The following is a 15,872-nucleotide window of genomic DNA, read 5'->3' on the forward strand; positions in this document are numbered from 1 at the left end:
CGGGCGGGCCCGACGCCCCGGGGGCCCGGGACCGGCCGCCGGGGGGGGCCCCCGCGGGGGGGGGGGGAGGGCGGGGGCCCGGGGGGGGGGGGCCCCGGCGGGGGGGGGGGGGGGGGGCCGCCGCCAACAGGAGTGGTCCCGGCGGGGGGTCGCCCACTCGGGAATGCCCCGGTGGCCGAACGCGGGCCGGAAAACGTCCTGTGGGCGTCGATCACCACCTTCACATCATGGCGGGCCGCCCAGTCCAGGATCCGCTGGATCCTGCGTCACCGCGGGGGCGCTGCGCGTGCGGATGCGGCCGGGCCCGGGGCGGGGTGCGCACGAACAGCACACCTAGCGGGAGGCGCCGAAGTCCTGCGTCCAGTAGTCGCCGGGCTGGGCGTGGCCGACGCCGATCTCCTTGAAGTCGCAGTCGAGGATGTTGGCCCGGTGGCCGGGGCTGTTCATCCAGCCCGCCATGACCTGCTCGGGGGTCGCGTAGCCGTAGGCGACGTTCTCGCCGTAGGAACTCCAGTCGTAGCCGGCCTGGGTGATCCGTTCGCCGGGGGACGAGCCGTCGGACCCGGTGTGCGACATCGTCCGGTGGGCCGCCATGTCCTCGCTGTGCGCCTGGGCCGCCTCCGTCAGCTCGGTGTTCAGCGTCAGCGGCGAGCAACCGACCTTGCCGCGTTCGGTGTTGACGAGTTCCACGATGCGCGCGACGTCGCCGGACGCCGTGGCCGTGGACCGAGGGGTGCTCGGGGCCGTGGGGGTAGCGGAGGCGGGGTTGCTCGCCTGTGCCGTGCCGGCGGACGCGGCCGGGCGCGGGTGGGAGGCCGTGGACGTCCGGGAGGGCGCGGGCGCGGTGGTGGTCGTGGGCTTCGCCCGGTGTGCGGGGGCGGTGCGCGTCGGCGCCGGCGCGGTGCGGGTCTTCGTGGCCGGCGCGGTGGCGGACGCGGACGCCGGGGTGGTGGGCGACGGCGTCGCCGTGGTGGTGGACGTGTGCGAGGCGTCCGGGACGTCCGCGGAGGGCCGGGCGGAGCCCGCGGTGTGGCGGCCTTCGGCGGTGTACGACCACTGCGGCGCGGCCGTACGGTGCGGCGCGACGCGCACGTCGTTGCGGCCGCTGTCCGGCCAGTGGACACAGGCCATGGCGGCGGACGGTATGCCCACGGCGCCCACGGCGACGGCCGCTATGGCCGCCCGCCGGTACTGCCGGTTCTTGCGGTGCTTTCCCATGCGTAAGACCTCACTAGGTGGCCGCCGAGCGCCCGTCGTGCGTGTGTACGTGACGCAGACATCCCCTCTGAGCTGCGGAGATGTTCTGCGGGGCCTCATTGTGAGAAGGGCCGGACGAGGAGCGCAAAGAGCCTTCGTACTACCCGGCGTAGTAGACGGGCTCGGCCCGCGCCGCGGGCGGCGGGGCGCGGAGGAGCGGGCGGTGGGGCTTTCCCTTTCCCTGGTGTGACGTCAGAATCCCGCTGTGCGGGGAGGATGAGGGAGAGCGGCGAGGGGGCGAAGATCGGGCGCTTCCGGCGTGCCGGGCGCTCGCCTCAAGACGGACAAGTCTCGTATGTCGCCGGAGCGGCCTCTACTATGCGCCCCGAATAGGTACCGCAGCGGGTGTGACGCATGTCATGCGACCGCGTCCCCGGGCGGGACCGGAGCGCTCGCGGTGGCGGTCGGTGCCGGGCCTGGGCGGGGGCCGCGCGAGGACGGGTGAACGGGCCCAGGCAGGCGGCGCCCGGGATGTGTGAACGGGCCTGGGCGGGGGCCGAGCCCGGAATGTGTCAAGCGGCGTGCGCGGTACGGTCCTTGGGCCGTAGGTTGTCCGCGTCGGATCCTCTCTGCCCGCACGACGACGGACGGTAGCCATGACCCACCCCGCGACGACGCCCGAACCGGCGCAGCACCGGCAGATCGACAGCTCGGTGCCGCACTCGGCCCGCATCTGGAACTACTGGCTGGGCGGCAAGGACCACTACCCCGTCGACTCCCAGGCCGGCGACGCCTACACCGCCGTCTTCCCCGGCATCGTCACCATCGCCCGCAGCAGCCGCGCCTTCCTGCGCCGCGCTCTGACCCACCTGGTCACCGAGGCGGGCATCCGGCAGTTCCTGGACGTCGGCACCGGCCTGCCCACCGCCGACAACACCCACGAGATCGCCCAGCGCCTCGCACCGGAGTCCCGGATCGTCTACGTCGACAACGACCCGATGGTCCTCTCCCACGCCCGCGCCCTGCTGTACTCCACCCCGCAGGGTGCCACCGCCTACGTGGACGCCGACGTACGCGACACCGACCGCATCCTGGCCGCCGCCGCGAAGACGCTGGACCTGACCCGTCCCACCGCCCTCGTCCTCAGCAACATCCTCGGCCACGTCGCCGACCACGACCAGGCACGGTCCATCGCGACCCGCCTGATGGACGCCCTGCCGTCCGGCAGCCACCTGGTCCTCGACGACGGCTCACGGGGCATCGACCCGGACTTCGAACGCGCCCAGGACGCCTACAACGACAGCGGCGCCGTCCCCTACGTGCTGCGCACCGTGGAGGAGATCACCGCCTTCTTCGACGGCCTGGACCTCTTGGAGCCAGGAGTGGTCCCGGTGCCCGAATGGCGCCCCGACGCCGATACGGACCCCGCCGGCGCCGGTCCCGTCGCCGAGCACGGCGGCGTCGCCCGCAAACCCTGAGGGCGGACCCCGAGGCACACCCGGGGCGCGGATCCGGAGCGCGGCCGGCCGCCGGGAGACCTCCCGGAGGACTACGGTGGGGACCATGGCCGGTGGCCAGGTCACGCTGTTCCTGTGCGGCGATGTGATGCTCGGGCGCGGGGTGGACCAGATCCTCGCCCACCCCGCGGACCCGGCCCTGCGCGAGGGCTGGGTGCGCGACGCCCGGGAGTACGTCGCGCTGGCCGAGGCGGTGAGCGGCCCGGTGCCCGCACCCGTCCCCCCACGCTGGCCGTGGGGACAGGCCCTGCGCCTGCTGGACGAGGCCGCCCCGGACGTGCGGATCGTGAACCTGGAGACGTCCGTGACCCGGTGCGACACCTTCGCACCGGGCAAGGAGATCCACTACCGGATGCACCCGGACAACCTGCCGGCGCTCACCGTGGCCCGGCCCGACGTGTGCGTCCTCGCCAACAACCATGTGCTGGACTTCGGCCGTCCCGGGCTGCTGGAGACACTCGACGCACTGCACGGCGCCGGCCTGCGCACGGCGGGGGCGGGCCGGGACGACGACGCGGCGTTCGCACCGGCGGCGTGCCCCCCGCCGGGCGGCCCCCGGGGCTGGGGTTCGCCCTGGGCCTGGCGCCCCGCGGCATACCCCCGGGCCGGGCGGCGACCGCGGACCGGGCCGGTGTCGCCCATGTCCCGGAGCCGACGCCCGAGGCGGCCGCGGCGACGCTCCGGCGGGGGCGGCGGGCACGGCGACCGGGCGACCTCGTGGTCGTCTCCGTCCACTGGGGCTCCAACTGGGGCTACCGCGTGCCCCGGGACCAGATCCGTTTCGCCCGCCTGCTCGTCGCCGGCGGTGTCGACCTCGTCCACGGGCACTCCTCGCACCACCCCCGCCCCGTCGAGGTGTACCGGGACCGGCTCGTCCTGTACGGCTGCGGCGACTTCGTCGACGACTACGAGGGCATCTCCGGCTACGAGGAGTACCGCGACGAGCTGCGGCCGGCCTGGTTCCCCACGCTGGAGGCGAACACGGGACGGCTGCTGCGCCTGCGGGTGGAGACGCTGCGGGCCCGCCGGATGCGGCTGGAACGGGCCGGCGGGGCGGACCGCGCCTGGCTGCGGGCGACCCTCGGCCGGATCAGCCGGGGCCTCGTGCTGACCCAGGAACCCGGCGGGGCGCTGCGCGCCGTGCCCGCGGCCACCGCGCCGGGCGGAGGGCACCCCGCGTAGCGTCCCGGGCAACAGGTCCGGGCCGGGCGCTCACCCGCCGTCGTCCACCGCGCGCCGTCCGTCAGCAGCAGGCGGGAAGACGCCGCCACCCGGGCGGAAGGCGCCCGCCGCGCTTCCGCTACCAGGCCACCGGCAGCTCGAGCGGGAACCGCCGGATGGTCCCCGTGTCCCACCGCACCGCCTCGGCCGGCACCGCCAGCCGCAGGTCGGGGAAACGCTCCACGAGCCGTCCGACGGCCACTTCCAGCTCCGCCATCGCGAGCGGCATCGCGATGCACCGGTGCCCGCCCCAGCCGAACGTCATGTGCGGGCTGTTGGGCCGGTCCAGGGCGATGGCGTGCGGGTCCGGGTAGCGCCGCGGGTCACGGTTGGCCGCCAGGTAGGACACGTGGACGAAGTCGCCCGCCCGGATCCGCACGCCGTCCAGCTCCAGGTCCTCCAGCGCCAGCCGGGGGATGCCGACCCCCTTGCGGAACGGGATCCAGCGCAGCAGCTCGTGCAGGACCTCGGTCAGGGACTCCGGCCGGCGCCGCAGGTGCTCCATCAGCTCCGGGCGGGTCAGCAGCAGGTAGGCGATGTCGCTGATCTGGCACGTCGCCGTGTCCTGGCCGCTGAGCGCCACCGTCAGCGCCATGACGGCCAGTTCCCGGTCGTCGAGCTGTTCCTCGCCGTCGCGCGCCGCGGCCATGGTGCTGATCAGGTCCTCGCCGGGGGAGTGCCGGCGCTGCTCGACGAGCTTGCCGAAGTAGGCCGTCAGATCGGCCTTGGCGGTCGCGGCGGTCTCCTTGTGGGCCGGGTCGACGACCAGCAGCTGGCGCACCGACTCCTGGATGCGCGGCCACTCCTGGCGCTCGATGCCGAGCAGGTCCAGCACGGTGTGCTGGGGCAGCGGGTCGGACAGGTGCCGCACCAGATCGGCCGGCGCGCCGTGCTGCTCCATCTCGTCCAGCAGCTGGTCCGCCAGGCGCACGATCCGCGGCCGCAGGGCGTCGACGTGCTGCTGGGTGAAGGCCTGCGAGGCCAGGTGGCGCACCCGGGTGCTGTGCGGCGGGTCCATGACGTTGATCGACTCGCGCGAGACGATGGGCTCGGCCGTCATCCGCGGGTAGTCGTGACCCACGATGGCCGCCCGGCTCAGGCGCTGGTCGGTGGTGACCTGCTTGACGGCGTCGAAGCCGGTGAACAGCCAGGCATCGGCGGCACCGTAGGGCAGCCGGATGCGGACGGGCGCGTCACGCCCCATCAGGTCCGTGAGGGTGGGATCGAACTCCAGGGCATCGCTGAAGTCGAACGGGCAGGTGATCGCCTCGTTGTTCCCGGTCATCAGCCGACTCCTTGGGCCATCGGTACGACATTGGTGGCGTCCACGGCCCGGCGCAGGCCCCGGGCCAGCCCGACGGCGTCGCCGACGGCCCAGTAGTGGACGAAGAACAGACGTGGTTCGTCGGTCAGGTTGGGGTGGTGCAGCTCGACGAGGTCGATCCCGCCGCGGCGCAGGGCCAGGAGCGCGGGCTGCACCTCCGGCGCGGTCAGCACCAGATCGCCGGTGAGCGCGGCCCGCCCGCCGCCCAGCGGCTGGAACGTCACGGAGGTCATGGCGCCCAGCCCCGGCGGCAGGACCACGGGCCCGTGGGTGATCCTCTCGCGGCGGGCGAACGTGCACCGGTACACCCCCTCGTCCGCCGTGCCCCTGACCCCCAGCGCGGCGTCGATCGCGGCGGTGTCCAGGTCGACCGGCGGCGCGGCGGTGACGAGGTCGTACGACGGGGTGCCGGTGCGCTCGAACGCGGCCCGCAGACCGCCGGCCACGGTGACCGGATCGTGTCCGTGGGCGTGCACGTGCACCCACCAGACCTGCGGTGTGTGGGCGAGCAGGTGCTTGTGGATCGCCGTCGGCGTGATCCCGTACTCCTGGAGGACGTCGATGAAGCCCTGCAGTTCGTGCTCGGTGACCACGCAGTCGCCCATCAGCAGCGTGCTGCTGTCGGCGTAGCGGACGAAGGACACATGGGTGCCCAACGCGAGCGCGGGGCTGATCCGGACGCCGTGCGAGACGACCGTCAGGTCACGGCGGGGCAGGCCCGTGTGGTACATGAAACGCTTCATGTCACCGGGACGACCGAGCGCCCGGCCCACCTCGCCCCAGTCGGTCAGCGAGGTCGTCACCGGCTCGACCGGGGCGCGCTCCCGCGTCCCGGCGGGCAGGGCACTGGCGCCGGCCGGGACCCCGGTGAGCACCGGGGCCATGGCCGCGGCGGCCAGCACGCGGCGCCGGGACGCGATGCGGGCGGAGTGTGGATCGTCGGGTCGCTCGTCAGCCATGTCGTATGCCTCCTGCCGCGATGGAAGCACGTGCGGCCGCGCAGACCGTTGACCGGCACCGTCACCACCAGCCGACTGGGCTAACCCGATCCGTCCGCGCTCAGGCCGACGGCAACACCGTCCGGACCTCCCGGTGCCCGGAAACCCACTGGTGCGCCGCTCGGCCGCCCCCGTCCCTTCGGTGCGCAGCGGCCGCGCTCGCGCCGGCGCCGGCACGGACCGGCCGGACGAGGGGAGGGGCACCTCGGCCGTGCTGCCGGCCGGGATGTCCACGCTCGGGGACGAAGGTGGGTGTGCGAGGTTGTTCGCTGCGTTCAACTCGCCGGCCGGCGAGAGAAACCCGGTCGCGTCCCGGTGGGCCCGCGCCCTACTGTGCGGCCCATGGCTCAAGCACCCGTTCTCACGCCCCGGGCGGACGACTTCCCGCGCTGGTACCAGGATCTGATCGCCAAGGCCGAGCTGGCCGACAACGGGCCGGTGCGCGGCACCATGGTCGTGCGACCGTACGGGTACGGCCTGTGGGAGCGGATGCAGCAGGAGATGGACGCCCGGATCAAGGCCGCCGGCGCCGCCAACGCCTACTTCCCGCTCCTCATCCCCCAGTCGTACCTGGCGAAGGAGGCCGAGCACGTCGAGGGTTTCGCCCCCGAACTCGCCGTCGTCACCCACGCCGGCGGCAAGGAACTGGAGGAACCCGTCGTCGTCCGGCCCACCTCGGAGACGATCGTCAACGAGTACTTCTCCAAGTGGGTCCAGAGCTACCGCGACCTGCCCCTGCTCATCAACCAGTGGGCCAACGTGGTGCGCTGGGAGCTGCGCCCGCGCCTGTTCCTGCGTACCACGGAGTTCCTCTGGCAGGAGGGCCACACCGCGCACGCCACCTTCGAGGACGCCCGCGACTACGCCGCACGCATCCACCGCGAGGTCTACGCGGACTTCCTGCGCGAGGTGCTCGCCATGGACGTCGTCCCCGGGCGCAAGACCGGCCGGGAGCGGTTCGCCGGCGCGATCAACACCCTCACCCTCGAAGGCATGACGGGCGACGGCAAGGCGCTGCAACTGGCCACCAGCCACGAACTCGGCCAGAACTTCGCCCGGGCCTTCGACACGCGATACCTGTCCAAGGACGGCCGGCAGGAGTACGTCTGGCAGACCTCCTGGGGCTCCACCACCCGCATGGCCGGCGCGCTGGTGATGATGCACGGCGACGACCACGGGCTGCGCGGCCCGCCCCGCCTCGCCCCGGTGCAGGCGGTCGTCGTCGCCGTCAAGGGCGACGACGCGGTCCTGGCCGAGGCGCGCCGGACGGGCGAGCGGCTGCGCGCGGCGGGCGTCCGCGTCCACGTCGACGACCGCACGGACCTGCCCTTCGGCCGCCGCGCGGTCGACTGGGAGCTGAAGGGCGTGCCCGTACGCATCGAGATCGGTCCCCGCGACCTGGCGGACGGCACCGCCGTGCTGGTCCGCCGCATCCGGGGCAGCAGGCGGCCGGTGCCGTCGGAGGCGCTGCCCGCGCTGCTGCCCCGGATGCTGGAGGACGACCAGGCGCTGCTGCTGGAGGAGTCCCGGCGGCACCGCACCGACCGCACCGCCGAGGTGACCGGGATCGAGGAGGCGGTGGCGGCCGCGGGCACCGGCTGGGCCCGCATCCCCTGGGACAGGCTCGGCCCGGAGGGCGAGGCGAGGCTCGCCGAGCAGGGGGTGACGGTGCGGTGCCTGGTCGCCGCGGACGGCTCGGTCCCCGCGAGCGAGGACCAGCCCGGCAACGTGGCCGTCGTGGCGCGGGCGTACTGACGGGGCGGTCGGTCCCGGGCGCGGGGCTGGAAGTGGGGCGCGCGAGTCGGGAATCGCGGCGCGCGGGTCTGGAAGCGGGGCGCGTGGGCCTGGAAACGGGCCGCGCACCGGTCGGTCCCCGGCGCGGGCTCGGGGAGAGCCGGGCGCGGGGCCGGTGGCCGTGGCCCGGTCCGCGGTCGGCCGTCCGGGCCTGTGCCGTCCGGGGGCGACCTGTGCGGTGTCCCGCACAGGTCACCGCGGTCACTGCCCGGCGGTGTCCGCCACCGTGGTCGGGCGCCGCGCCATCCAGGCGGCGACGAGCGCGCCGGAGATGTTGTGCCACACCGAGAACACGGCGGCGGGCAGGGCGGCCAGCGGGCTGAAGTGCGCCGTGGCGAGCGAGGCGGCCAGCCCGGAATTCTGCATGCCGACCTCGAAGGCCAGCGCGCGGGAGGCGGGGCGGCCCAGCCGGGTGAGCCGGCCGCAGCCGTAGCCGAGCGCCAGGCCGCAGCCGTTGTGCAGCACCACCGCCAGCAGCACGGTGAGCGCGGCGGACTTCAGGGCGTCGGCGCTGCCCGCGACGACCACGGCGACGATCGCGGCGATCGCCAGCGAGGACAGCCACGGCATCACGCCGAGCACCCGGGCGATCCAGCGCCCGGCGACCAGGCGCACCAGGAGGCCGGCGAAGACCGGCAGCAGCACCGTCTTGAGGATGTCGGTCACCATCGAACCGGCGTCGACGGGCAGGTACTCGCCCGCCAGCAGCAGCGTCAGCGGCGGCGTCAGCAGCGGGGCGAGGACGGTGGAGACGGTGGCGACCGACACGGACAGGGCGACGTCGCCGCGCGCGAGGTAGGTGACGACGTTGGAGGCGGTGCCGCTGGGCGCGCAGCCCACCAGGATGACGCCGGCCGCGAGCGCGGGGGACAGGTGCAGCAGATGGGCGATGAGCCACCCGAGCCCCGGCATGATCACGTAGTGCGCCACGAGGCCGAGCAGCACCACCCACGGCCGGCGGACCACACCCTTGAAGTCCTCCATGGACATGGTGAGGCCCATGCAGAACATGACCACGCCGAGGAGGTAGGGCACATCGGCGCCGTACCCGGCGAAGGTGCCGGGGAGGAGGAGGCCGATGAGGCCCGCGGCGATGACGAGGAGGGGGAAGACCGTGACCGCCCGGCGGGCGGCGCGGTCCGCCGGGGTGGGGCCGCCCGAGGGCGCGGTCGTGCCGCCGGTCCTGGTCGGGGTGTCGGAGTTCTGCATGAGAAGCATGTAAATACCACGTAAGGGGAGTGGGCAAAGCCGTCTCGCGATCCGGTCCCCGGACCCACCTGCGGTTTCCGGATTTCTCGCGCGGAACGGGACATTCAGGGAGCTTCGGCGGCGTACGCGGAGTCTTCCTCGGCGAGGGGAACAGGCACCAGAACACAGGGCGCGCGGAGCAGCAGCGGGTCGCCGACCGCGCGGCGGTCAGCCCGGCCAGGCTCCAGGCTGACCGCCGCGGGGGAGCTGCCCAGCCGTTCGGCGGTGCAGCAGGGCGTCCGGAACGCGTGGCAGGCCGAGATCCACGAGGTGCCGTCAGCGGCCTTGTGTTGTGGGCGACTTCGTTCGATGCTGGTGGTTCTTGATGCCTTACGTTCGGAGTCGCGTATGAGTGCAGAGAGAAGCCTTCCCCACCGGCCGCGCCGTCGTACCGTGCTCGCCGCCGGCGCCCTCGCCGGCTGGGCCGCCTTCTGCGCCCAGAAACGGGCGTTCGCCGCCCAGGGCGATCCCTGGGACGCCGCACCGCGTGTCTTCCAGGTCAACCGCGAGGCGGCACGGGCCCGGCTGGTGCCCTACGCGAGCCCGGCCGAGGCGCTGCGGGGACGGTTCCAGGACTCGCCGTACCACCGCTCCCTGAACGGAAGCTGGCGCTTCAGGTGGTCGCGCAACGCCGACCAGCGGCCCACCGGGTTCGAGGACCCGGACTTCGACGACAGCGGATGGGACCGCATCCCGGTGCCGTCCAACTGGGAGATCGAGGGCTACCCGGAACCGATCTACCTGAACATCAAGTACCCGTGGATCGGCTACGAGACGCCCGCTCCGCCGGACGTCCCCCACGACTTCAACCCGGTCGGCTCCTACCGCCGTACCTTCACCGTGCCGAGCGGCTGGGCGGGCCGGCGCACCCTGCTGTCGTTCCAGGGCGTGAAGTCGGCGTTCTTCGTGTGGGTGAACGGCCGGCAGGTCGGCTACAGCGAGGACAGCTACACACCCGCCGAGTTCGACATCACCCCGTACCTGCGGCCGGGCACCAACACCCTGGCGGTGGAGGTCCACCGCTGGTCCGACGGCAGCTGGCTGGAGGACCAGGACATGATCGACCTGTCCGGGATCTTCCGCGACGTCTACCTGTACTCGGTGCCGCAGGTGCACGTGCACGACCTGTTCGTGCACACCGCACTGGACTCCGCCTACCGCGACGCCGTCCTCACCGTCGACGTCGCCCTGCGGGACCGGGCCGGCGCGGGCACCGCCGGACACCGCGTCGCCGCAGAGCTGTTCGACGCGCGCGGCCACCGGCTGCTGCGGCTCTCGGGCGACGCCGGCGAGGGCTCGGTGACGCTGCGGGGCGACGTGCGCCGACCGGCGCTGTGGTCGGCCGAGGACCCGAACCTGTACACACTCGTCGTCACCCTCACCGACGCCCGTGGCCGCACGACCGATGTCCACAGCACACGCGTCGGCTTCCGGCAGGTCGAGTACGGGCCGGGACGCTTCACCGTCAACGGCAGGCCGGTGATGTTCCGCGGCACCAACCGGCACGAGACCGACCCCGAGCGCGGCCAGGCCGTCGACGAGCAGCGGATGATCCAGGACATCCGCCTGATGAAACAACACAACATCAACGCCGTGCGCACCTCGCACTACCCCAACCACCCACGCTGGCTGGAACTGTGCGACGAGTACGGGCTGTACGTGATCGACGAGACCAACCTGGAGACGCACGGCGTGCGCGACACGGTGCCCGGCTCGCTGCCGGAGTGGACCGACGCCTGCGTGGACCGGCTGCGCTCGATGGTGGAGCGGGACAAGAACCATCCGTGCGTCGTCGTCTGGTCGCTCGGCAACGAGGCGGGCCAGGGAAGCACCTTCCGGGCGATGGCCGACTGGGTGCACGCCCGCGACGCCTCCCGCCCGGTGCACTACGAGGGCATGAACGCCGTCGCCGACCTGCCCAGCGAGATGTACACCAGCCCGGCCGGCGTGGAGGCCTACGGCAGGTCGGGCAACCCGACGCCGTTCATGCTGTGCGAGTACAACCACTCCATGGGCAACAGCGGCGGCAACCTCAAGGAGTACTGGGACGTCTTCGAGAAGTACCCCAACCTGCACGGCGCCTTCGTGTGGGACTGGGTCGACCAGGCGATCCGGCTGCCGGTCCCGGGAGACACCCGGCACACGTATCTCTCCTACGGCGGCGACTGGCACGCCGGCTACCCCACCGACGGCAACTTCTGCTGCAACGGCCTGCTCGCCGCCGACCGCTCGGTCCACCCCGGGCTGATCGAGGTGAAGAAGTGCTATCAGCCGGTGGGCGTCACCGCCGGCGATCTGACCGGCGCGTCGGGCGGCACCGTCAAGGTCCGCAACAAGAACCTGTTCAGCGGCCTGGACGGGTACACGGTGCGCTGGTCCCTCACCCGCGACGGCGAGAGCGTCCAGCACGGCACCCTGCCGCCCCCGGAGGTGGCGCCCGGCGAGGAGGGCGTGCTGCACGTCCCCTACCGCTCTCCCGCCTCCCCCGAACCCGGTGCCGAATACTTCCTGAACCTGTCCTTCGTGCTGCGCGAGCGCACCCGCTGGGCGGAGGCCGGGCACGAAGTCGCTGCCGAGCAACTGCCGTTGCAGTGGCACGCCCCGGCACCCGAGGACACGGCGCCGGGCGGCACGCTCACCCTCACCGAGACCGCGACCGAGGTCAGGGTGAGCGGACGCGAGGTGGAGGTGGTGCTGTCCAAGGCCACCGGCACACTCACCACGTACACCTGGAAGGGACGGGCGCTGCTCGCCGAGGGCCCCGTGCCGAACTTCTGGCGCGGGCCCACCGACAACGACATCGGCCGCGGTTTCCAGAAGACGGCCGCCACCTGGCGCGACGCGGGGACCAAGCGCACGGTGACTGCGGTGAAGGCCACCCGGCCCACCGCAGGGGAGGTCGTCGTGGAGGTCACCTGCACGCTGCCCACCACGCCGAAGGCCGCCACCTGGCACACCGTGTTCCGGGTGCGCGCCGACGGCGAGATCCGGGTGCGGCACACCCTGGACGCCCCGGCCGGACTGCCGGACCTGCCCATGGTCGGCGCGCTGCTCACCGTACCGCCGGGGCACGAACGGCTCGACTGGTTCGGCCGCGGCCCGCATGAGAACTACCAGGACCGCAAGTCCGCCGCGTTCGTGGGACGGTGGCACTCCACGGTCGACCAGCAGGTCGCCCCCTACGTGCGGCCCCAGCAGACCGGGAACCAGACGGACGTGCGCCGGCTGTCGCTGACCGACCGGTCCGGGCAGGGCCTGACGGTCGCCGCCGACCCCGCCGAGGGTGAGGCACTGCTGGAGACCAGCGCCCTGCACTACTCGCCGTTCGACCTGGACGGCCCGAAACACCCGTACGCGCTCACACGGCGCAAGGAGACGATCCTGCTGGTCAACCACCGGCAGATGGGAGTCGGCGGCATCAACTCCTGGGGCGCGGCCCCGCTGGAGCCGTACCTGCTGCACTCCGGCCGGACCTACACCTACGCCTACCGGCTGCGTCCGGCGACCGCCTGACCGGAGGCGCACGACCGGGGAAGTGGGCCTTGGGAACACAAACAGGTGGACACAGCGCGCGCAGTCGGCAGACTGTCCGGATGAACACACCCGATCCCAAGGCCGACCTCCACCGCTACCTGCAGTCCGCCCGCGACGCCCTCCTGTGGAAGCTCGACGGACTGTCGGAGTACGCCGTCCGCCGTCCGATGACCCCGACCGGCACCAACCTCCTGGGCCTGGTCAAGCACGTGGCGACCGTCGAGCTGGGCTACCTCGGCGACACCTTCGGACGGCCCTCCGGCGAGCCGCTGCCCTGGGTGGCGGAAGGAGCCGAGGCCAACGCGGACATGTGGGCCGGCCCCGACGAGACGCGCGAGCAGATCGTCGCCCTCTACCGCCGGGCCTGGGCGCACGCCGACGCGACGCTCGACGCGCTCCCGCTGGAGACGGTCGGCCGGGTGCCGTGGTGGCCCGCCGGCAAGGAGGAAGTGACGCTGCACCACGCCGTGGTACGCGTCATCGCGGACACGCACCGGCACGCGGGGCACGCCGACATCCTCCGGGAACTCACGGACGGAGCCGTCGGGGCGAACGAGGGCAACCCCAGCCTGCCCCCGGCCGATCCGGCTTGGTGGCAGGACCACCGCGACCGGCTGGAGCGCGCCGCCCGGGAGGCCGACCGCACGGTGTGACACCGCGCCCGGACCCGCCCCGGACCGGCACCGACCGGTCCGGGGCGAAAAACCGCCGCCCGGATGTCACGGCAGCTGACGCAGCCCGATCACATGGCCGTCCGCGTCCTTGACCGAGGCGACCAGCATGCCGCCGCCGACGTCGTGCGGCTCCTCGTGGGAGGTGGCACCGGCCTCCAGGAGGGCCTTGCAGGCGGCGGCGATGTCCGGCACGTCGCGGAAGCACACCGGGCCGATCGGTCCCTGCTCGGCAGCGTCCGGGACCAGCCCGATCTGCTGGCCGCCGAGTTCGAAGCCGACGTAGTAGGGGGAGTCCGTCGTCGGCTCGGTGCCGAGATACGTGGTGAAGAGGGCCTTGGCCCGGGCGAGGTCCTCGACGTGGTAGATGATCGTGGTGATGGCAGTGGTCATGACGGGCTGCTCCCGGATATCGGAGGGAAAACGCGGCGGGCCTGCGGGTTCCGCCGGTGCACCCACCGTAGGCACCGGGCACCGGCGCCCGCTTCTTCAAAACTGACCGATCACCGTGCCTCGCCCGTCAGGCCGGCGGCTCGCTCAGCTCCCTGCAGCGCAGTGCCGCCGCCAGGGCCTGTTCGTCGCCGACGTCGAGGGCGGTGTCGGTGAACTTGATGACGTGCTCGTCGCCGTGCGCCAGCGCCCGTTCGAAGACCTCTTCGGCGGTCACGTCGCCCGGCGGGGACCAGGCGACCGGGGTGTCGGGTGCGTACATCGCGGTCACCGCGGCGGACGCCGTCCAGGCCGCCCGCAGGCTCGGCACCCACAGGGTCCGGGGCAGCGCGGGCAGGGTGCGCAGCACGGCGTTGGGGGCGGTGGCCGCGTGGACCAGCATCGTCTCCTCACCGTGGCCGTGGGTGGCGTACCGGTGGGTGGCGGCCCGCACCAGTTCGGTCAGACGCCGGCGGGCCTCGTCGGGACCGGTGACCGACGGCGCCCACACCGGCAGGCGCCTGACACGGTCGAGCCGGGTGGGAAAGTTCCCCCCCCGCTCGGCTATGGGCTCCACCGCGTCCAGGGCCGCGGCGGCACTGTCGGCGCCGGGCAGCTCGGTCAGGCCGGTGACGGGCCGGTGGCGGGCGGCCCAGTAGCCGAGGCCGTGGGCCAGCTCGGCCAGACGCGGCCCGGTGGCCCCTCCGGCCAGCAGGGTGCGCACGGCGTGCCCCACCCGGATCACCGGATGCGTCGCCCCGCCGTACAGGCCGGGCAGCAGCCGGGGCCACCACTGCGCGAGCACCTCGGTCCAGGGTTGCTCGGCGATCTCGCGCTCGAAGTAACCGATCCAGTCCGCCACCCGGCGCGGATCCCCCAGCGCCGCACGCCAGTTGCCGGCCGTGACCGGCTCGGTGGCGGAGGGGAACTCCTCCAGCTTGCGCGTGTACAGGTCCACCCAGCGGTGGACGGAGCGTGCGTGTCCGCGGGCGACCAGGGCCTCGACGGCCATCGGGGCGTGGTTGCTGAGCCGCCCGAGCCGCTCGGGTCCCGAACGGTGCAGTCGCTGGAGCGCCTCGTCGAGTGTGCCTGTCGTATCCATGGTGGGCACGGTAGGGGAGCCGCCCCGGCGACGTAACGGTCCGAGGACTTAGGACCGGTGGGGATCACCTCGGCCCTCAGTCCCGGTCCACGTGCTCCCGCAGGATCGTGCGGTCGGTCGCGTCGATGTCGTACGTGGTCTTGTTCCAGTCGCTGGTGTTCACCACGTCGACGGACCACTTCGGTGCGCCACGGTCGGTGTCGCCGAGCTCGACGGAGGTGACGGTGCCCTTCGTCCTGTCGGTGGCGGCCGTCGCCGCCTGCCGCACGGTGACGGTGGCCTTCTTCAGCCGGTCGGCCAGCTCGCGCTTGTCGCCGGAGTCCTGGTCGGTGTTGGTGCGTGCCTGGCCGGCCTTGCCGGTGACCGCGTCGACGCGGACGGTGTGACCGGTGCCGTCGGCGCTCGCCACCTCCGCCTTCCAGGTGGGGTGGTTGCGCGGCCCCTTCAGTTCGATCGAGACCGGCTTGGCGCCGGGCACCGCCTTGAGGGCGGCGTCCAGGGCCTTGTCGTAGCCGACCTTGACCTGCGGGACGATGGCCTTGCGCTCGGCCTGGTCCTCGGTGAGGTTCTCCCCGCTCGCCGTAGGGGAGGCGGGCGAGGGGGCGGCAGGCGCGGGGGAGGGCGGCGCCGGGGAGGCCCCGCCGGCCCGCGCAGCGCCGGCACCGACGCGTCCTGCGCGGGGCCGGCACCACCGCCGGGCCCCGTGTCCCCCGCAGGACCCGCGCCGCCGGCCCACGCCACCGACGCCAGCAGCGCCACCGCCATCCCCAGCAGCAGGCCGAGCCACCCGCTCACCCACCGCATCACACGCATCCCAGACATGCGTCCACGCTCGCG

The 15,872-nt window shown here is 73.4% G+C and carries 11 protein-coding genes and 1 pseudogene; 5 read left to right on the plus strand and 7 right to left on the minus strand.

Translation table 11 applies throughout. The annotated features are described in order from the left end of the window. Positions 1–333: 333 nt before the first annotated feature. On the minus strand, positions 334–1,218 hold the full coding sequence (locus GV126_RS23540; RefSeq protein ID WP_159670164.1) for a CAP domain-containing protein: 885 nt from the start codon (positions 1,216–1,218) through the stop codon (positions 334–336). Positions 1,219–1,853: 635 nt separating this feature from the next. On the opposite strand from GV126_RS23540, the gene GV126_RS23545 reads away from it, so the two are divergent. Together GV126_RS23545 and GV126_RS23550 are read left to right on the plus strand one after the other, a co-directional pair. Further along, positions 1,854–2,675, plus strand: a complete 822-nt coding sequence (locus GV126_RS23545; protein WP_159670167.1) for an SAM-dependent methyltransferase — start codon at positions 1,854–1,856, stop codon at positions 2,673–2,675. Positions 2,676–2,760: 85 nt separating this feature from the next. Next, positions 2,761–3,896, plus strand: a pseudogene (locus GV126_RS23550) (CapA family protein). Between the two features lie 118 nt (positions 3,897–4,014). On the opposite strand, the gene GV126_RS23555 reads toward GV126_RS23550, so the two are convergent. Together GV126_RS23555 and GV126_RS23560 are read right to left on the minus strand one after the other, a co-directional pair. Then, a complete protein-coding gene (locus tag GV126_RS23555; RefSeq protein ID WP_159670170.1) occupies positions 4,015–5,220 on the minus strand; it encodes a cytochrome P450 in 1,206 nt (401 codons plus the stop codon). After that, positions 5,220–6,218: a DUF1259 domain-containing protein gene (locus tag GV126_RS23560; protein WP_159670173.1), complete on the minus strand. Its 999-nt coding sequence runs from the start codon at positions 6,216–6,218 to the stop codon at positions 5,220–5,222. Before GV126_RS23560 ends, GV126_RS23555 begins: the two co-directional genes overlap by 1 nt. Positions 6,219–6,599: 381 nt before the next feature. Here GV126_RS23560 and proS point away from each other — a divergent pair, with 381 nt between their 5' ends. Beyond that, on the plus strand, positions 6,600–8,012 hold the full coding sequence (proS, locus tag GV126_RS23565; RefSeq protein WP_159670176.1) for a proline--tRNA ligase: 1,413 nt from the start codon (positions 6,600–6,602) through the stop codon (positions 8,010–8,012). A 240-nt stretch (positions 8,013–8,252) separates the two neighbouring features. On the opposite strand, the gene GV126_RS23570 is transcribed toward proS, so the two are convergent. Beyond that, entirely contained in the window at positions 8,253–9,260 is a 1,008-nt protein-coding gene (locus tag GV126_RS23570; protein WP_159670179.1) for a bile acid:sodium symporter family protein, read from the minus strand. A gap of 387 nt (positions 9,261–9,647) precedes the next feature. On the opposite strand from GV126_RS23570, the gene lacZ reads away from it, so the two are divergent. Together lacZ and GV126_RS23580 are read left to right on the plus strand one after the other, a co-directional pair. Continuing rightward, positions 9,648–12,812, plus strand: a complete 3,165-nt coding sequence (lacZ, locus tag GV126_RS23575) for a beta-galactosidase, LacZ type (RefSeq protein WP_159670182.1) — start codon at positions 9,648–9,650, stop codon at positions 12,810–12,812. A gap of 80 nt (positions 12,813–12,892) precedes the next feature. Continuing rightward, positions 12,893–13,486 (plus strand): DinB family protein, encoded by a 594-nt coding sequence (locus GV126_RS23580; protein WP_159670185.1) that lies wholly within the window; start codon positions 12,893–12,895, stop codon positions 13,484–13,486. A gap of 66 nt (positions 13,487–13,552) precedes the next feature. Here GV126_RS23580 and GV126_RS23585 read toward each other — a convergent pair whose 3' ends face one another. The 3 genes from GV126_RS23585 to GV126_RS23595 form a co-directional block, all read right to left on the minus strand. Then, complete coding sequence (locus tag GV126_RS23585) at positions 13,553–13,897, minus strand: VOC family protein (RefSeq protein ID WP_159670188.1); 345 nt, start codon at positions 13,895–13,897, stop codon at positions 13,553–13,555. Between the two features lie 127 nt (positions 13,898–14,024). After that, on the minus strand, positions 14,025–15,035 hold the full coding sequence (locus GV126_RS23590) for a questin oxidase family protein (protein ID WP_159670191.1): 1,011 nt from the start codon (positions 15,033–15,035) through the stop codon (positions 14,025–14,027). 76 nt (positions 15,036–15,111) lie between these two features. Beyond that, entirely contained in the window at positions 15,112–15,771 is a 660-nt protein-coding gene (locus GV126_RS23595; protein ID WP_236570078.1) for a PepSY domain-containing protein, read from the minus strand. Between the last annotated feature and the right edge of the window lie 101 nt (positions 15,772–15,872).

This window comes from Streptomyces mexicanus (genome assembly GCF_902506575.1).
Classification (GTDB): domain Bacteria; phylum Actinomycetota; class Actinomycetes; order Streptomycetales; family Streptomycetaceae; genus Streptomyces; species Streptomyces mexicanus.